The sequence below is a fragment of the Mycobacterium ulcerans subsp. shinshuense genome, from assembly GCF_002355775.1.
GTDB classification, from domain to species: domain Bacteria; phylum Actinomycetota; class Actinomycetes; order Mycobacteriales; family Mycobacteriaceae; genus Mycobacterium; species Mycobacterium marinum.
In genome coordinates this window covers 4,923,585-4,941,969 of sequence record NZ_AP017624.1, presented here as the reverse complement: position 1 = coordinate 4,941,969, position 18,385 = coordinate 4,923,585, and the positions used below count along the sequence as shown (strand labels likewise).

General features: G+C 70.4%; 13 protein-coding genes and 1 pseudogene. 8 read left to right on the top strand and 6 right to left on the bottom strand.

All coding sequences use genetic code 11. The features are described 5' to 3' along the window. Positions 1-10 precede the first annotated feature (10 nt). The 3 genes and pseudogenes from SHTP_RS27580 to SHTP_RS22055 form a co-directional block, all read right to left on the bottom strand. Positions 11-1,813 (bottom strand): GTP-binding protein, encoded by a 1,803-nt coding sequence (locus SHTP_RS27580; RefSeq protein ID WP_231991665.1) that lies wholly within the window; start codon positions 1,811-1,813, stop codon positions 11-13. Between the two features lie 757 nt (positions 1,814-2,570). Continuing rightward, positions 2,571-5,624, bottom strand: a pseudogene (locus SHTP_RS30515) (PE family protein); the annotation flags it as partial. A gap of 416 nt (positions 5,625-6,040) precedes the next feature. After that, the gene (locus SHTP_RS22055) at positions 6,041-6,565 is read right to left on the bottom strand and encodes a DUF2505 domain-containing protein (protein ID WP_096371789.1); all 525 of its coding nucleotides are present in this window, start codon (positions 6,563-6,565) and stop codon (positions 6,041-6,043) included. 26 nt (positions 6,566-6,591) lie between these two features. Between SHTP_RS22055 and SHTP_RS22050 the strand changes: the two genes are divergently transcribed. Further along, entirely contained in the window at positions 6,592-7,692 is a 1,101-nt protein-coding gene (locus SHTP_RS22050; protein WP_096371788.1) for a UDP-N-acetylmuramate dehydrogenase, read from the top strand. 152 nt (positions 7,693-7,844) lie between these two features. Further along, the gene (locus SHTP_RS22045) at positions 7,845-9,116 is read left to right on the top strand and encodes a L,D-transpeptidase (protein WP_231991540.1); all 1,272 of its coding nucleotides are present in this window, start codon (positions 7,845-7,847) and stop codon (positions 9,114-9,116) included. Here SHTP_RS22045 and SHTP_RS22040 read toward each other — a convergent pair. Next, positions 9,100-9,852 carry an SDR family NAD(P)-dependent oxidoreductase gene (locus SHTP_RS22040; RefSeq protein WP_011742107.1) on the bottom strand — a complete coding sequence of 251 codons (753 nt, stop codon included), beginning with the start codon at positions 9,850-9,852 and terminating at the stop codon, positions 9,100-9,102. The two genes, SHTP_RS22045 and SHTP_RS22040, sit on opposite strands and share 17 nt — an antisense overlap. A gap of 176 nt (positions 9,853-10,028) precedes the next feature. Between SHTP_RS22040 and SHTP_RS22035 the strand changes: the two genes are divergently transcribed. The 6 genes from SHTP_RS22035 to regX all read left to right on the top strand — a co-directional run bounded on the left by SHTP_RS22035 (position 10,029) and on the right by regX (position 16,154). Then, entirely contained in the window at positions 10,029-11,330 is a 1,302-nt protein-coding gene (locus SHTP_RS22035) for an ROK family transcriptional regulator (RefSeq protein ID WP_172900582.1), read from the top strand. Between the two features lie 20 nt (positions 11,331-11,350). After that, a complete protein-coding gene (gene mshA, locus SHTP_RS22030; RefSeq protein WP_420866678.1) occupies positions 11,351-12,742 on the top strand; it encodes a D-inositol-3-phosphate glycosyltransferase in 1,392 nt (463 codons plus the stop codon). Further along, on the top strand, positions 12,739-13,290 hold the full coding sequence (locus SHTP_RS22025; RefSeq protein ID WP_096371786.1) for a type III secretion system chaperone family protein: 552 nt from the start codon (positions 12,739-12,741) through the stop codon (positions 13,288-13,290). Before mshA ends, SHTP_RS22025 begins: the two co-directional genes overlap by 4 nt. Positions 13,291-13,303: 13 nt before the next feature. Next, on the top strand, positions 13,304-14,059 hold the full coding sequence (locus tag SHTP_RS22020) for a phosphoglyceromutase (RefSeq protein ID WP_096371785.1): 756 nt from the start codon (positions 13,304-13,306) through the stop codon (positions 14,057-14,059). Positions 14,060-14,194: 135 nt separating this feature from the next. Beyond that, positions 14,195-15,421, top strand: a complete 1,227-nt coding sequence (locus SHTP_RS22015) for a sensor histidine kinase (protein ID WP_096371784.1) — start codon at positions 14,195-14,197, stop codon at positions 15,419-15,421. A gap of 49 nt (positions 15,422-15,470) precedes the next feature. Further along, the gene (regX, locus tag SHTP_RS22010) at positions 15,471-16,154 is read left to right on the top strand and encodes a two-component sensory transduction protein RegX (protein ID WP_011742113.1); all 684 of its coding nucleotides are present in this window, start codon (positions 15,471-15,473) and stop codon (positions 16,152-16,154) included. On the opposite strand, the gene SHTP_RS22005 is transcribed toward regX, so the two are convergent. Both SHTP_RS22005 and SHTP_RS22000 read right to left on the bottom strand, forming a co-directional pair. Next, positions 16,117-18,030 carry a GMC family oxidoreductase gene (locus tag SHTP_RS22005; protein WP_096371783.1) on the bottom strand — a complete coding sequence of 638 codons (1,914 nt, stop codon included), beginning with the start codon at positions 18,028-18,030 and terminating at the stop codon, positions 16,117-16,119. The two genes, regX and SHTP_RS22005, sit on opposite strands and share 38 nt — an antisense overlap. Continuing rightward, positions 18,027-18,368, bottom strand: a complete 342-nt coding sequence (locus SHTP_RS22000) for a hypothetical protein (RefSeq protein ID WP_096371782.1) — start codon at positions 18,366-18,368, stop codon at positions 18,027-18,029. Before SHTP_RS22000 ends, SHTP_RS22005 begins: the two co-directional genes overlap by 4 nt. Positions 18,369-18,385: the final 17 nt, after the last annotated feature.

The following is an 18,385-nucleotide window of genomic DNA, read 5'->3' as shown; positions in this document are numbered from 1 at the left end:
CGGAAGCGGGTCAGAGGCCGCCAGGGTGGCCGCCCGTGCCGCCGGAGCTGCCTCTATTGCCTACTGGCGCCTTACTGGAGCCGCCGCTGCCGCCCGCAACCTGTTGGCCGTTCAAGCTGCTGGCGCCGCCCTTGCCGCCGGTGCCTCCGCTGCGGCCGACGCCACCGCCAGTGTCACCGCCGTTGCCCCCCATACCGCCACCACCGCCGAAGCCGGTGCTGGAACCGCCGTCTCCGCCGCGACCAGCATTGCCGCCCGTGGCGCCGATACCGCCGTTACCGCCGTTGCCCCCGCTGCCGGCAACGCTTTCGAGATCGGTGGCGCCCCCGCCTTTGCCGCCGTTACCCCCAACGCCACCAGTGGAGGTGCCGTTACCGCCGCCGCCGGTGCCGCCGGCGCCGCCAGTGGCACGGAAACCGTCAGCTGCGCCGCCGGCGCCGCCGCGACCCCCGGTGCCTCCGGTGGTACCAGAGCCGCCAGCGCCGCCGTCGCCGCCGGTGCCCCCGTCACCCCCAGCGCCGGCGATCACACCGTTGCCGCCCTTGCCGCCGTTGCCGCCGTCGCCGCCGTGGACGGCGCCGTTCGCGCCGCCGTTGCCGCCTCGACCGCCAGTGCCGCCGGTGTTGCCGTTGCCGCCGTCGCGGTTCGTGAAGAGGCCGTTAACGCCGTTGCCCCCGTTGCCGGCGTTGCCGCCGCTGCCGCCGTTGCCTCTGACCACGCCGTTTCCGCCGCTGCCGCCGTTTCCGCCGCTGCCGCCGTTGCCGTCGTTACCGCCGTCGCCGCCGTTCTTGAAACCGTTGCCACCGGCGCCGCCGCGCCCGCCGGCGCCACCGGTGGCACCGGTACCACCGTCGCCGCCGCTGCCGCCGTTGCCTCCAACGATATTTGACCCGTTGCCGTGCCCTCCATCGCCGCCGTTGCCGCCGTTGCCCCCCAAGCCGGTGACCACGGTGCCGTTGCCGGCGTTGCCGCCCTTGCCGCCGTTGCCGCCGTTGCTGCCGTTGCTGCCGTTGACGCCGTTGTCGCCGTTGCCGCCGTTGCCGCCGTTGCCGCCGTTGCCGCCGTTGCCTCTGGCTCCGTCCAGACCTCCAGCAGCTTTGGTGGTGGCGTCGCCGCCGGTGCCGCCTGAGCCGCCGTTGCCGCCGTCACCACCATCGCCTGGCGAGACCCTGGGACGTCCAATGGCGGCTGCTTGGCCGTCGGCGCCGTTGCCGCCGTTGCCGGCTTTGCCTCCTTGGCCGCCGTCGCCTCCTTGGCCGCCGGTGCCGTTGTGGAATCCGGTTGCGTGCGCTTTTCCGCCGTTGCCGCCATCGCCCCCGGCGCCCCCGGCGCCGCCGTCGCCGCCGCGGCCGCCGCCTAAGCCGGTTGCGGCGGCTTGTGATGTGCCGGTAGCCCCCGCACCGCCGGTGCCGCCGGCCCCGCCGCTTCCGCCGTTTCCGGCGTTTCCGTTGAGGTAGCCGCCGTCGCCGCCGTTGCCGCCGGCGCCGCCGTGGCCGCCAACGGCGCCGGGGGAGCCCGCGGTGGTTGCTGCGGTTCCGGTCCCGCCGGTCCCGCCGTCGCCGCCGTTGCCGCCGTTGCCGAAGGCGCCGCCATCGCCGCCGTGCCCGCCGGCACCGCCGTCAAAGCCGGCCGGGTGGGCGGTGGTGCCAGCGCTGCCGCTGCCGCCGTCGCCGCCGTCGCCGCCGATGGTGGCGGCGCCGTTGCCGCCGCGGCCGCCATCGCCGGCTAGCCCGCCGATGCCGCCGGTGCCGCCGACCCCTCCGGCGCCGTGGGTGCCGTCGGTGTAGCCGGCCGCTTGTGCTTCGCCGGCCACTCCGCCGTGCCCGCCGGCGCCGCCGTCGCCGCCATGTCCGCCGTGTCCGCCGTCGCCGCCTCGGCCGCCGTTGGGGCTGGTGGTGGTGCCGTTGTCGCCGGCGCCGCCGTTGGCGCCGGACCCACCGTCACCCCCGCTACCGCCGTTTCCGCCGTCACCACCGTCGCCGCCGTCGCCGGCCAGGGCCCCACCGTTGCCCCCGTACCCGCCGGCGCCGCCGGCGCTGCCGGCGCTGCCGTCGGTGCCCGAGCCCCCCTGGGGTGATCGCGGTCAGCCCGCGTGTTCCGTTGACACCGTCACCGCCGTCGCCGCCGTTGCCGTAGGCCCCGCCGTTACCTCCGGTCCCGCCGGCCCCGCCGGCGATATCGACCGCACCCCGCCCGCCGTTTCCGCCGCTTCCGCCGTCTCCGCCGCTGGTGGGGCTGTGCCCGCCCAGGCCGGTGAGTCCGGTGCTGGAGCCGACACCGCCCGTGCCGCCGGCCCCACCGGCACCGGTGTTACCGCCGTGGCCGCCGTCGCCGCCGGCTCCACCGAACCCGACCGCACCGTCTCCGCCGCGGCCTCCGTCGCCGGCGAGCCCGCCGGCCCCACCGACCCCGCCGTTGCCGCCGGCGCCGCGGGTTCCGTCGGCGTAGCCGGCCGCTTGTGCCTGTCCGCCGGCCCCGCCGTTACCGCCGTCGCCGCCGGCCCCACCGGCCGCGCCGGATCCGCCGTCCCCGCCACGGCCACCGTTGGGGTTCGCGGCGGTGCCGTGATCCCCGGCCCCGCCGTTCGCGCCGGACCCGCCGAAACCACCGGTGCCGCCGGCCCCGCCGTCCCCGCCGGCCCCACCGGCGCCGGCTTGGGTGCCCCCGGCCCCGCCGGCGCCGCCCGCGCCACCGCCGCCGCCGGCGAATCCCTGCGTGCCGGAAGCGCCCGCGGTGGTGGCGTCGACCCCATTGCGTCCGTCGCCGCCGGCTCCGCCGGCTCCGCCGTCGCCGTAGGCCCCGCCGGCCCCGCCATCCCCGCCGGCCCCGCCACGGCCACCGTTGGGGTTCGCGGCGGTGCCGTGATCCCCGGCCCCGCCGTTCGCGCCGGACCCGCCGAAACCACCGGTGCCGCCGGCCCCGCCGTCCGCGCCGGCCCCACCGGCGCCGGCTTGGGTGCCCCCGGCCCCGCCGGCGCCGCCCGCGCCACCGCCGCCGCCGGCGAATCCCTGCGTGCCGGAAGCGCCCGCGGTGGTGGCGTCGACCCCATTGCGTCCGTCGCCGCCGGCTCCGCCGGCCCCGCCGTCCCCGCCGTCGCCGTAGGCCCCGCCGGCCCCGCCATCCCCGCCGGCCCCGCCACGGCCACCCTCAAAACCCACACCGCTGGTGCCCGAACCGCCCGCGCCGCCGGCCCCACCGTCCCCGCCGTCACCGTAGAACCCGCCGTTGCCGCCGTTGCCGCCGTCCCCGCCGGCCGCGTCGCCCCGCGCGATCCCGTCACCACCGGCCCCGCCTGCGCCGCCATTGCCATACTTGCCGCGGTTACCGCCGGCCCCGCCACGCCCGCCGGTGGCGGGACTGTCACCGCCGTCGCCACCGGCGCCGCCATCACCGCCGCTGGTCGGGCTATGCCCGGACAGGCCGGACAGGCCGTTGCTCGAGCCGGCGCCGCCGGACCCGCCGGCCCCACCGGTCTCGGTGTCACCACCGTGGCCGCCGTCCCCGCCGGCCCCGCCGCCGGTCGTGTATGCGTCACCGCCGTCACCGCCAGCCCCGGCCAGCCCGCCGGCCCCGCCGGCGCCGCCGGATCCTCCGGCGCCGCGAACGCCGTCGGTGTAGCCGGCCGCCAATGCCTGACCACCGGCGCCACCGTTACCGCCGGCCCCGCCGGCCCCACCGTCGGCACCGGACCCACCGTCACCCCCGCGGCCACCATCAAGGTGGGCGATGGTGCCCCGGTCTCCGGCCGTGCCGGCCGCACCCGAGCCGTCGGCCCCACCGTCGCCGCCGGTGCCACCGGCTCCGCCGTCGCCCCCGTGGCCGGCCAGGGCACCACCCAGGCCACCGGCCCCGCCATTGCCGCCGACCCCGCCATCCTCACCGGCGGTGCCCGAGCCGCCCGCAGTGATCGCGGTCAAGCCCCGCGATCCGGCGATCCCGTTGCCGCCAGCCCCGCCCGCACCACCATTGCCGTAGAGACCGCCGTTGCCGCCAGCCCCGCCGGTTCCGCCCAGCACCGCGCTATCGGCCCCCGGCCTCCGGCACCGCCATTACCGCTCAGTGGGCGGGCACCTTCGCTGCCATGAGCGCCCGCGATCGAGCCGGCCCCGCCGGCGCCGCCAGCACCACCCACACCGGGGGTGCCGCCATCACCGCCGGCACCACCGGTACCGCTGCCACCACCGGCAAACGTGCCCGTGGCCCCCACACCACCATCACCGGCCAGCCCACCGGCCCCACCGGCACCGCCGGCCCCGCCGGCACCCTGGCCGCCGAAGAAGCTGATCAACCCGCCCGCACCCCCGGCGCCGCCGGACCCCCGGCCCCGCCGGTACCGCCATCACCGCCATCTCCGCCGTCACTGCCCAACACCAGCCCGTCCGCGCCGCCACCACCGGCACCGCCGACACCCCCGACACCGCCAGCACCCCCGTCGCCGCCGGCACCGGCCAGCCAGCCGCCCCGCCCCCCAACGCCCCCATCACCGGCACGGCCGCCATCACCACCGGTCTGGCCCGCACCCCCGGTGCTACCGCCATCGCCGGCACCACCGCCACCCCCGGCCCCACCGTGGCCGATCAGCCCCGCCGCACCACCGGCCCCGCCGGTACCGCCGGCGCCACCACCGCCGACCTCACCACCCACCCCGCCGGCACCACCGTCGCCGTCGCCGCCATAGACCAGCCCGCCCTGCCCGCCGCCGCCACCGGCACCGCCATCGAGACCCATGCCCTGCCCGCCGGCACCGCCGGCCCCGCCCGCACCCCACAACCACGCTCGACCCGCCGCACCGCCAACACCACCGCTAAGCGCACCCACCCCGCCGGCACCACCGTCGCCGCCGCCGCCATAGACCAGCCCGCCCTGCCCGCCGCCGCCACCGGCACCGCCATCGAGACCCATGCCCTGCCCGCCGGCACCGCCGGCCCCGCCCGCACCCCACAACCACGCTCGACCCGCCGCAGCACCAACACCACCGCTAAGCGCACCCACCCCGCCAGCACCACCATCCCCGCCGGCACCCCACAACCAGCCGCCATTGCCGCCCACCCCGCCCGCACCGCCGGCCCCCGAGGCGCCGCTGAGCCCGCCCGCACCACCGGCCCCGCCTCGCCCGATCAACCCCGCCGAACCACCCGCCCCACCGCTTTGACCCACCCCGCCCGAACCCCCATTACCCCCGTTACCCCACAACAAACCCCCCCGCCCCACCGGCTTGACCCGTCCCGGCCGCCCCATCAGCGCCATCACCGATCAACGGCCGCCCCACAACGCCACCGCCGGCCCGTTCACCGCCCCCCACACGCCCCGCTCAATCACCCCTAGCGGCGACAACGTCCCCACCGCAGCCGCCTCAGCCCCCGCATACGCCCCCGCCCCGGCCCCCAACGCCCGCGCGAACCGTTGCTCAAACTCCGCCCACTGCCCACACACCGCCTGATACTCGCGACCAAACCCCCAAACAACGCCGCAATCGCCACCGACACCTCATCACCGGCAGCCGCCGTCACCGACGTCGTCGCCCCCGCCGCCGCCGCATTAGCCGCACCCACCACCGACCCAATCCCGGCCACATCGGTTGCCGCCGCCGCCACCCACTCCGGAACCACACTCACAAACGACACAACACCCACCGCCCATCCACCCAAAGGCCAACAGAGTTCGACCCGGACCCAACCGGTCCAAACACGCTATATCCGCAGGTCAGCGATGCATCTGTAGAAAAATCAGATCGCCAAAAGTTGAGTAGCACCGCTCCCGCACGCCGCCCACCAGCGTCTTAGCCACCCCAACCCGAACTGCATAAACAACCACCGGCAGCCACCAAACCCGTCTCAACATCGAGACGGACGGACACGCCCTGCAGTTGGGACTACGCGGAGCTCAGGGACTGTGGCGCTCGCATCATCGCCGGCTGAGGTGACCAATTCCGGTCGATGCATGTTGCGGCGAAGGCGTTGAGAGCCGGCTTGCGGGCGTCTCCCGGCGATCGGAACCGGGATCGGTGGCGGCACGTGTTAGCGCACCTAGTTGGGGCTACTTAGGCGTTGTCCGCGATCCACTCGGTAGTGAACTTCTGCTCTACGGTCACCAGCTGGCTCAGCTCGGTGCCGATCATCCGTTCCAGCTTGCCGCCGATCAAAGGGATGCGTACCTGGACGGTGAGTTGCAGCGACAGTCGGGAGCCGCCCGACTTGGGGTTGGGCGTGAGGACTCCGGCGCCCCATAGATTCACCGGTGCATCCACGATCGACCCTGCGTTGGACGCCGTTGCGGTTCCATCGTTGACCGGCCCCCAGGTTTCCTCACGCCGGATGCACAGATCTCCGCGGTGCAACTGGGTGACCAGGCCCGGCAAGTTGTGGCTGAAGACGGTCTGCAAGGTGACCACTTCGATGGTCCCGTCGTGTCCGGGCTTGCCGTCCACCCGCATCGACTCCAGGGTTGCGACGTCCACTGGAGTTTCTGCCAGCCGGGCCCGCCAGTATTGCTCCACGTAGAAAGCCTGGAGGACTTCGGTGACGCTGCCTTCGTAGTCGGTTGACACGTCGAATGAACGCGGCATAGCTGGCCAGGCTACCGTTACGGGCCATGAAACGGCGCGATGTCGGTTCGCTATTCGCCGGTGCGCGCGTCGCCGAGTCGGTGCCGCTGGCGCCATTGACCACGTTGCGGGTGGGGCCGGTCGCGCGGACGCTGGTCACCTGCGACACCACCGATCAGGTGGTTGGCGTGCTCCGGGAGCTCGATGACCGTGCCCGAAACGGAGACTGCGGGCCGGTGTTGGTGTTCGCGGGCGGCTCCAATGTGGTGATCGGCGACGCCCTTGCCGACCTGACCGTGGTGCGGGTGGCCAACGACCGGGTCACCATCGACGGAAACCTGGTGCGCGCGGAGGGCGGCGCGGTGTGGGACGAAGTGGTGGTCGCGGCGATCGAACGCGGTCTGGGCGGTCTGGAATGCCTGTCGGGCATTCCCGGATCGGCCGGGGCGACGCCGGTACAAAACGTTGGCGCCTACGGCGTGGAGGTGTCCGACGTCATCACCCGGGTCCGGCTATTGGACCGCAGCACCGGCGATGTGAGCTGGGTGCCCGCCGCCGACCTGTCTTTCGGCTACCGAACCAGCGTGCTCAAGCAAGCCGACGGGCTGGCGCTGCCGGCGGTGGTCCTAGAGGTGGAGTTCGCGCTGGATGCCTCGGGCCGCAGCGCCCCTCTGCGCTACGGCGAGCTGACGGCTGCGCTGGGCATGAATAGCGGCGAGCGTGGCGAGCCGCGGGCGGTCCGCGATGCGGTGCTGGCGCTGCGGGCGAGAAAGGGCATGGTGCTTGACGCCGCGGACCATGACACCTGGAGCGTGGGGTCGTTTTTCACCAATCCCGTGGTCGCGCCCGAGATCTACGAACGGCTGGCGGCCCAGACCGGGGAGTCGGTGCCGCACTACCCGGCACCGGACGGCGTCAAGCTGGCTGCCGGCTGGCTGCTGGAGCGGGCCGGGTTCGGCAAGGGTTATCCCGGCGACCCGCACGCCCGATGCCGACTGTCCAGCAAGCACGCACTGGCTTTGACCAATCGCGGTGGCGCGACGGCAGCGGACGTTATGGTATTGGCCAGGACAGTGCGTGACGGAGTTCGTGATGTGTTTGGTATCACACTGAAACCGGAGCCCGTTCTGGTTGGTTGCGCGTTGTAGCTGCTACTTTTGGCCCGGAGCCCGTCGGGAGCATCGTGCTGCGACGGGTACGGGGCCGCTTGAGGACCGTTTGCGCGCTATTGCGCCCGGTATCTTGGAATCCCGTGAACACATCCAGCGCACCCAAGAGTCAGGCGCCGATCAATAGGCGCATGGCTTTGATGGCCCTTGGGGCCGGTGTGTTGGCGCCAAATGTTTTGGCCGCCTGTTCGGGCAAGGTCGCCAAGCAGGCCGAGCAGAAGGCGCCCGAGGCGCCGCGGCTGATCTTCCGGCCGACCGATGCCGCTGGTGACGTGCTGCCGATCGATCCGGTCAGTATCGAGGTCGGCAACGGCTGGTTCCAGCGGGTCGTGCTGAAGAATCCGTCCGGCAAGGTCATCGCCGGTGCCTACAACCAGGAACGCACCGTCTATACGGTCACCGAACCACTGGGCTACGACACCACCTACACCTGGAGTGGTGCGGCTGTCGGCCACGACGGCAAGGCGATTCCGGTGGGGGGCAAGTTCACCACCGTGACGCCGGACAAGCAGATCGACGGGGGCTTCCAGTTAGCCGACGGGCAGACTGTCGGGATCGCGGCGCCGGTCATCATTCAATTCGATGCACCGATCACCGATAAGGCGACCGTGGAACGTGCGCTCCACGTCACCACCAACCCGCCGGTGGAGGGGAGTTGGGCCTGGCTGCCCGATGAGGCCAAGGGCGCCCGGGTGCACTGGCGCCCGCGCGAGTACTACCCCGCGGGCACCACGGTCAGCGTCGACGCCAAGCTCTATGGGCTGCCGTTCGGCGACGGCGCCTACGGTGCCCAAGACATGACGTTGAACTTCCAGATCGGGCGCCGCCAGATCGTGAAGGCCGAGGTCCCCTCCCACCGCATTCAGGTCGTCACCGATGAGGGAGTCATCATGGACTTCCCGTGCAGCTACGGCGAGGCCGACCTGGCGCGCAACGTCACCCGCAACGGTGTCCATGTGGTGACCGAGAAGTACTCGGACTTCTACATGTCCAACCCGGCCGCTGGATACAGCAACGTGCACGAGCGCTGGGCGGTGCGGATCTCCAACAACGGTGAGTTCATCCACGCCAACCCGCAAAGCGCGGGCGCGCAAGGCAACAGCAATGTCACCAACGGCTGCATCAATCTGTCGACGTCCAACGCTGAGGAGTACTTCCACTCGGCGATATACGGCGACCCGGTTGAGGTCACCGGCAGCACGATCGAGCTGTCCTACTCAGACGGCGACATCTGGGACTGGGCGATGGATTGGGACACCTGGTTGTCGATGTCCGCGCTGCCGGCTCCGTCGGCGCGTACGCCTGGTACGCAGATCCCGATCACGGCGCCGGCCACCCCGTCGACTGCCCCCAGCCTGTCGGGTACACCGACCACACCGAGCACTACTACACCTGGTGGTTAGCGCGTCGGGTCGCTGAGGCCTGGTCACGCGGCCGGATGATGATCTGATCCAGGTTGACGTGCGGGGGGCGTGAGGCCACGAACCCGATCACTTCGGCGATGTCGGCGGCCACCAGCGGAGTCATCCCGGAGTAGACCGCGTCCGCGCGTTGCTCGTCGCCGTCGAACCGGACCAACGAGAACTCCGTTTCGACCGCGCCGGGTGCAATCTCGGTGAGTCGCACCGGCAGGCCCAGGAGTTCGCCCCGCAGGGTGCGGTGTAGTGCGCCCTGGGCGTGTTTGGCGGCGGTGTATCCGGCGCCGCCGTCGTAGATCTCCAGCGCCGCAATGGAGGTGACGGTCACGATCAGCCCGTCGCCGGAGGCGATCAGCTTGGGTAGCAGCGCGCGGGTTACCCGCAGCGTGCCCAGCACATTCGTCTCCCACATCCAGCGCCAATGCTCGAGATCGGCGTCGGCCACCGGTTCCAGCTCTTTGGCGCCACCGGCATTGTTGACCAGGACGTCAACGCGGCTCAGTCCGTCCGCCAAGGCCGCCACTGCCGCACCGTCAGTGACATCCGCCACAATTGGGGTGCCCCCGATCTGATCGGTCAGCGCAGTTATCCGGTCCGCGCGACGAGCCACCGCGACCACGTGAAACCCTTGCGCGGCAAGAGTTCTGGCGGTTGCTTCGCCGATCCCGGAACTGGCGCCGGTGACCACTGCGACTCGGTTTCCAGCGTCAGTAGTTGTCATCGGGCACACTCTAGTAAACGTGCTAAATTCGCGGTGTGTACCACAGTGCCATGTTCAGCAGCACCGCCCCGCGTCGCTTCGCGGGCGCCTGTTGTTGCCGCTGACTTTGCCGCGCCTGACTCAGCTCAGCATGTGCGGCCAGGGACCCGGCCAGTTGACTCAGAACAAGGACGCCTGTGCACTCGACTACCCTCACCGCCCATCATTCCGGTCATAACGGCCAGCCACGTTCCTACCGTCAGGTGGTGGCCCCGTCATTGCACCTCGCGGATTCCGCGGCGGCCTCCGTGTTTCGGGCCGTGCGATTGCGCGGACCGGTTGGCCGCGACGTCATCGCCACCACCACCTCGCTGAGCATCGCGACGGTGAACCGCCAGGTCATCGCGCTACTTGATGCGGGCCTGCTGCGGGAGCGCGCCGACTTGGCGGTTTCGGGGGCCATCGGGCGTCCGCGAGTGCCGGTCGAGGTGAACCACGAGCCGTTCGTGACGCTGGGTCTGCACATCGGTGCGCGTACCACCAGCATCGTGGCCACCGACCTGTTGGGGCGCACCCTCGACACCGTCGAAACCGCGACACCGCGCAGTTCGGCCAGCAGTGCGCTGGCGTCCCTGGCCGACAGTGCGGGCCGGTATCTGCGGCGCTGGCATCGTCGTCGTGCCCTGTGGGTGGGGGTCGCGATCGGTGGCACGGTGGATGACGCCAGCGGCCACGTCGACCACCAACGACTCGGCTGGCGGCAGGCACCGGTGGGGCCCGCGCTGGCAGACGCCTTGGGGCTTCCGGTCTCGGTGGCATCCCACGTCGACGCGATGGCCGGAGCCGAACTTCTGCTCGGTACCCGGCGCCTCGCGGGGGGGTCATCGACCAGCCTGTTTGTCTACGCTCGCGAAACCGTGGGTTACGCGCTGGTGATCGACGGGCGGGTGCACTGTCCGGCCAGCGGCCCGGGCACGATCGCGGGTTTGCCGGCCCACTCCGAACTGCTCGGCGGTACCGGCCAGCTCGAGTCGACGGTGAGCGACGAGGCGGTGCTGGCCGCTGCCCGCCGTCTGCGCATCATCGCGGCCACCCCGCAGGCCCGTACGAACGGCTCGGTCACCGCGATGACCGACTTGCTGCGCGTGGCGCGGGCGGGAAATCAACAGGCCAGGGAGCTGCTCGCGGAGCGGGCTCGAGTGCTCGGCGAGACGGTTGCGTTGCTGCGCGACGTGCTCAACCCCGATGAACTCGTGGTGGGTGGCCAGGCATTCACCGAGTACCCGGAGGGGATGCGCCAGGTGGAAGAGGCGTTCACCGCTCGATCGGTGCTGGCCCCGCGCGACATCCGCGTCACGTCATTCGGAAACCGGGTGCAGGAAGCGGGAGCGGGCATTGTGTCCCTAGGCGGGCTGTATGCCGATCCGCGCGGGGCGATGCGTCGTTCTGGGGCACTGAACACCCGGCTGCGGCAGGCCGAACCCGAAGCCTCGGCGTAGGAGGGCCTGACGTGCGCCCCATGCGTGCGGGGGCCGGTGCCGCGGGCGAGTCCTGTAAAGATGATGGTGTGCGGCCCGATGATGTCTCCCGGCTAACCGCCGACGCCGTCGTGCGCAGGGTTGCCCTGCTGGCTGTGCACACCTCGCCGCTGGCGCAGCCGGGCACCGGTGACGCCGGGGGCATGAACGTCTACGTGCTGCAAAGTGCGCTACATCTGGCCAAGCGGGGGATCGAGGTCGAGATTTTCACCCGGGCCACCGCTTCGGCGGACCCGCCGGTCGTGCGGGTGGCGCCCGGTGTGCTGGTGCGCAATGTGGTGGCGGGACCATTCGAGGGTCTGGACAAGTACGACCTGCCCACCCAGTTGTGTGCGTTCGCGGCCGGGGTGCTGCGCGCGGAAGCCGCCCACGAACCCGGGCACTACGACATCGTGCACTCGCACTATTGGCTGTCCGGCCAGGTCGGCTGGCTGGCCCGTGACCGCTGGGCGGTCCCTTTGGTGCATACCGCCCATACGCTGGCGGCGGTGAAGAACGCGGCGCTGGCCAACGGTGATGCACCGGAGCCGCCGCTGCGCACCGTTGGCGAGCAGCAGGTGGTCGACGAAGCTGATCGGCTCATCGTCAACACCGACGATGAGGCCAAGCAATTGATCTCGATTCACCATGCGGATCCGGCCCGGATCGACGTCGTGCATCCCGGTGTCGACCTGGAGGTGTTCCGCCCCGGCGACCGTCAGCAGGCGCGAACCGCGCTGGGGCTACGGCCCGAGGAGAAGGTGGTGGCCTTCGTCGGGCGGATCCAGCCGCTGAAGGCGCCCGACATTGTGCTGCGTGCTGTGGCCAAACTGCCCGGGGTGCGGATCATCGTTGCCGGGGGCCCCTCGGGCAGTGGACTGGCATCCCCGGACGGTTTGGCTCAACTCGCCGACGAACTCGGCATCGCCGAGCGGGTGACATTCCTGCCGCCGCAGTCCCGCACGGATTTGGCTCGCGTGTTCCACGCGGTTGATCTGGTCGCGATACCGAGTTATTCCGAGTCGTTTGGCCTGGTCGCTGTGGAGGCCCAGGCGTGCGGAACGCCGGTGGTGGCGGCCGTGGTCGGCGGGTTGCCGGTGGCGGTACGTGACGGGGTCAGCGGGACTCTGGTCTCCGGACATGACGTCGACCAATGGGCGGCGGCGATCGACGGGCTGCTGCGAAGCAATGCCGGCGCGCAGGGCGCGCTGATGAGTCGGGCTGCGGCCGAGCATGCGGCCACGTTCTCTTGGGAGAACACCACAGACGCGCTGCTGGCCAGTTACCGCCGCGCGATCGGCGACTTCACCGCCGGGCGCCGCCGCAAGGTTCGCGACCCGGTGGCGGCTCGCAAACCGCGTCGCTGGACGGCTCGGCGCGGAGTCGGCGCGTGACCCCCACCACGCCGCAGAGCCAGTCCGTGCAAGCGGTGATCGAGGACACGCTTAAGGTCAACGAGCTGAGCTACACCCGGCATCAGGGCGCCCACGGCGGGCTGGCCGCCCTGATCGTCGAACTGCCGGGGGAACGCAAGCTCAAGACCAACACCATCCTGAGCATCGGTGAGCACTCGGTACGCGTGGAGGCTTTCGTCTGTCGAAAGCCGGACGAAAACCATGAAGGTGTCTACCGGTTCTTACTCAAACGCAACCGCCGCTTTTACGGGGTGGCATACACGCTAGACAACGTCGGCGATATCTACCTGGTTGGGCGCATGTCCTTGGCCTCCGTCGACGCCGACGAGATCGACCGAGTGCTCGGGCAGGTGCTCGAGGCGGTGGACTCGGATTTCAACACGTTGCTGGAGTTGGGTTTTCGGTCTTCGATTCAAAAAGAGTGGGAATGGCGGATTTCCCGGGGCGAGTCGTTGAAGAACCTGGAGGCGTTCGCGCATCTGATCGACGACGAGGATGACCGAGAGGACCGGGCTCCGGCGACGTGAGAGACTTGCCGGCATGGGAGACACCGGGACGTTGGTGCTGCTTCGCCATGGCGAGAGCGACTGGAACGCTCGCAACCTGTTCACCGGCTGGGTCGACGTCGGCCTGACCGAGAAGGGCCGGGCCGAGGCGGTACGAAGCGGCGAATTGCTGGCCGAACAGGATCTGCTGCCCGATGTGCTCTACACCTCGCTGTTGCGGCGCGCGATCACCACTGCGCATCTGGCGCTGGACAGCGCCGACCGGCTGTGGATTCCGGTGCGGCGCAGCTGGCGGCTCAACGAACGTCACTACGGGGCGCTGCAGGGGCTGGACAAAGCCGAGACCAAGGCCCGCTACGGCGAAGAGCAGTTCATGGCCTGGCGGCGCAGCTATGACACTCCACCGCCACTAATCGAGAAGGGCAGTGAGTTCAGCCAGGACGCTGACCCCCGCTACGCCAACATTGACGGCGGGCCGCTGACCGAATGCCTGGCTGACGTGGTGGCCCGGTTTCTGCCCTACTTCACCGACGTCATCGTCCGTGACCTGCGGGCCGGCAAGACGGTGTTGATCGTCGCGCACGGCAACTCGCTGCGCGCGTTGGTCAAGCATCTGGACCAGATGTCCGATGAGGACATCGGCGGACTCAACATCCCGACGGGCATTCCGCTGCGCTACGACCTGGACGAACGGCTGCAACCGGTGGTGCCCGGGGGTACCTATCTGGACCCGGAGGCGGCCGCCGCGGGGGCTGCCGCGGTGGCGAGTCAAGGCGCGGCAAAAGCCTGATTTCTGGCGCCGATAGGGCCAGTCGCTAAACAATGCGTGAACGGCAGCAGAACACATGCGGCCGAGGATGTGACTTGTCCTGATTTGGCCGCGCAGCGCTAGGGCTGCGTTCACCAGATTTGTAGGATTTTGTTTGTGACTGTGTTCTCGGCACTGTTGCTGGCCGGGGTCTTGTCCGCGCTGGCGCTGGCCGCAGGTGTCGCGGTCGGGGCCCGGCTGTCACAGCGGCTGGTGCGGCGCCGCCAACAAGCGTCCACCGAGTGGACTGGCATCACCGTCGCGCAGATGCTGCAACGCATCGTCGCGCTGATGCCGATGGGTGTCGCGGTGGTCGATAGCCATCGGGACGTCGTCTACCTCAACGACCGGGCCAAAGAGCTGGGCCTGGTGCGCGACCGGCAGCTCGACGACCAGGCGTGGGAGGCCGCACAGCAGGCGTTGCGGGGCAGCGACGTCGAGTTCGATCTGTCACCTGGAAAGCGTCCGGGCGGCCGGTCCGGGCTATCGGTGCACGGGCAAGCCCGGTTGCTCAGCGAGGAAGACCGGCGCTTCACCGTGGTCTTCGCTTACGACCAGTCTGACTATGCCCGCATGGAGGCAACCAGACGTGATTTCGTGGCCAACGTCAGCCACGAACTCAAGACCCCGGTCGGTGCGATGGCCCTGCTCGCCGAGGCCCTGCTGGCATCTGCCGATGACTCCGACACGGTTCGGCGGTTCGCCGAGAAGGTGCTGATCGAAGCCAATCGGCTGGGCGACATGGTCGCGGAATTGATCGAACTATCGCGCCTGCAGGGGGCCGAGCGGTTACACAACGTCACCGACGTTGACGTCGACACCATTGTCTCGGAGGCGATTTCTCGCCACAAGGTGGCCGCTGACAACGCCGAGATCGAGGTGCGCACCGATTCGTCCTCCGGGCTGCATGTGCTGGGGGACCAGACCCTGCTGGTGACCGCGTTGGCCAATCTGGTCTCCAACGCAATCGCCTACTCGTCACCGGGCTCACCGGTGTCGATCAGCCGCCGTAAGCGCGGCGACAACGTCGAGATCGCCGTCACCGACCGGGGTATCGGGATCGCGCTGGAAGACCAGGAGCGAGTCTTCGAGCGGTTCTTCCGGGGCGACAAGGCTCGTTCGCGGGCTACTGGTGGGAGCGGACTGGGGCTAGCCATCGTCAAGCACGTCGCCGCCAACCACAACGGCAGCATCGGCGTGTGGAGCAAGCCGGGAACGGGGTCCACGTTCACCCTGTCCATCCCTACCAGTTCGGCGCCCGACGACAGCGATCAACCTGACCAGCCGCGGGCCCGCGACGCGCGGCCCAATCGGTCACAACGAGAGGAAGAGCTAAGTCGATGACCCGCGCTAACGACCATGCAGAGCGAAGCGATGAAGAGGAGTGGCGCCGATGACTAGCGTGCTGATCGTTGAGGACGAGGAGTCATTGGCCGATCCGCTTGCGTTTCTGCTGCGCAAGGAGGGCTTTGAAGCCACCGTGGTCACCGATGGCCCGGCCGCGCTGGCGGAGTTCGATCGCTCGGGTGCTGACATCGTGCTGCTCGACTTGATGCTGCCGGGCATGTCGGGCACCGACGTGTGCAAGCAGTTGCGTGCCCGCTCCAGCGTGCCGGTCATCATGGTGACCGCCCGCGACAGCGAGATCGACAAGGTGGTTGGGCTCGAGTTGGGCGCCGACGACTATGTCACCAAGCCGTATTCGGCGCGCGAACTGATCGCCCGAATCCGGGCGGTGCTGCGCCGGGGCGGCGACGACGATTCCGAAGTCAGCGACGGCGTGCTGGAGTCCGGACCGGTGCGCATGGACGTCGAGCGCCATGTGGTGTCGGTGAACGGTGACGCGATCACCTTGCCGCTCAAGGAATTTGATCTCCTGGAATACCTGATGCGCAACAGTGGGCGGGTGCTGACCCGCGGCCAGCTGATCGACCGGGTCTGGGGCGCGGACTACGTTGGCGACACCAAGACGCTCGATGTCCACGTCAAGCGCTTGCGCTCCAAGATCGAAGCGGACCCGGCCAATCCGGTGCATCTGGTCACGGTGCGGGGCCTGGGCTACAAGCTGGAGGGCTGATATAGATCGAGCCCGAGCGGTCGGCGACCACCTCGTCGGCGACCGCCAGCGCCAGCGCCATGATCGATATCTGCGGGTTCACCTCCGGGCAGCTGGGCAGGATCGACGCGTCGGCGACCCATACTCCGTCGACCCCGCGCAGCCGGCCGGTTGCATCGACGGGGCAGATTTGCGAGTCGGCGCCGGCGGCGGCGGTTCCGGTCGGGTGGAAGGCGGCCAGGTGCAGATTTCTCGGGTCGCTGCGCTGCAGCGCATCCTGCAGTGCTGCCGGTGATGTCACCGTGGGGGCACCGGGCAGTCCGGTGAGCACCTCGACCGCACCCGCGGCAAAGAGCAGCCGGCCGATGGCCTGTACCGCCACCCGTAGTTTGGCGATGTCGTCCGGGGCCACTTGATAGTGCACAACGGTTTCGCCGCGTACCGACCGCACCGAACCGGCACCACGATCGGCGACCATCGCACCGAAAGTCGCGACCTGAGGCGCCCGATCCAGCCAGTCGAGCAGCTCGGTGCCGTAGCCGGGAAAAACCATCGAACCCATCCCCGGTGGTGTGGCGGTCGCTTCGATCAGGACGCCGTCTGACTCGTGGAACTCGTGAACCGCCGCGCTCTGCAGGACGCCGCGCCAAGCGTAGACATCGTCGTCGAAGCGGCCGGCCAGCATGGTGGCCGGATGCAGCGCGAGGTTGCGGCCGAGTCGAGGGTGGCTGCCAAGGCCGCTGCGTCGCAACAGCGTCGGTGTTTCGGTGGCCCCGGCGGCGATGATGACGATGTCGGCGCGCACGTCGATCGCGGTGCCGTCCGGGCGGCGGGCGCGCACGCCGCGGGCCCGTCCCCCCTGATGCAGCACCCGCTGTACCCGCGCGTCGGAGATGATCCGGGCGCCGGCCGCGCAGGCCTGGGGAAGTGCGTTGAGATGCACGCCGAACTTGGCGTTGCTGGGGCAACCGATCGCACATTGGCAACAGCCGGCGCATCCCGGAGCATTGCGGGGGATAGGTGCGGCCTGCCAGCCCAGCGATGCGGCGGCATCCAGTAGCAGGTTTCCGTTGCGGCCCATGATGTCGCGCGGCGCGGGTGCGACCTGCAAGGTGTGTTCCACGTCGTCGAGGCGGCCGGCCAGTCGGTCCGGATCGGCCAGATCGAGCCCGAACTCATCGCGCCAGCGTTGTTGCACGGCCAACGGCGGCCGGAAACAGGTGCCCGAGTTGACCACGGTGGTGCCACCGACCGCTCGGCCCATCGGCAGTATTACGGCCGGACGTCCCAGCGCGATGGTGGCCCCGCCGCCGCGATACAGGCCGGCGTAGCGGTCTATCGGGTGGGTGGTGCGGAACTCCCGCACCGTCCAGCGACGGCCCTCCTCCAGCACGACGGTGCGCAAGCCGGCACGGGCCAGGGTGCGGGCCGTCATGGCGCCACCGGCGCCGGACCCGACGATCACCACGTCGGCGGTGACCACCGAAGGGCTATCCGGGGAAGCGGTGATGTCCAGCGCCGCATCGGAACGCGCGGCGTCGTGTGCCTGGGCGCGGGCAAGCAAGTCCGGTGCGTAGGTGTCGGCACCGTTGGCCAGCAGCGCGACCGCTTTGAGCCCTTCCAGCGCGGCGCTGGTGTCGGGATTGATCGCCGCGACTCGGCGCAACACCTGTTCGCGTTGGTCGGGTTCAAGCCGGGCCAGGGATCGGCCGGTGGTCAGGTAGCTCGCGGCCGCCAGCGATACCAGCCCGGCGCGCACGGCCAGCCGTGAGGTGGTCGGCAGCTGCGACAGGTACCGGTCGACGCGCTCGGCGAATTCGGTCGACGTCGGGCCACCGCGTTCCTCGGGCAACAACGCGGCGTCGAACGAGGCCAGTGCGGCCTGGGTGCGGCTCATATCCGGGTTGCCAGCCGGCTACCGAGCCGTCGGCCGAGCTTGATGAAGAACGGATACGTCGCGAAGATGCCTCCGGCCGCCGCGTGCAGCGGCCACTGTGCCTGGTCGGTATCCACGTTGAACACCCCGCTGTTCCACATGAAGTCGCGGCCGTTGCGGGCGCGGAACGGCCGCCACAGCAAGCCCAGCCCGGGCACGTTGTTGTACAGGCCGAACGAACCCGCGAAGAAGACCCCGAGGGCGGCGGCTTCGGCGAGGTCGCGGCGGTCTTCGTCGAGGTGGCGCTCGATGAGCACTCCGCAGGCGAACAACAGCGGTGGGTCCAGCAGAAAACCCATCGGTACGTCCTTTCATT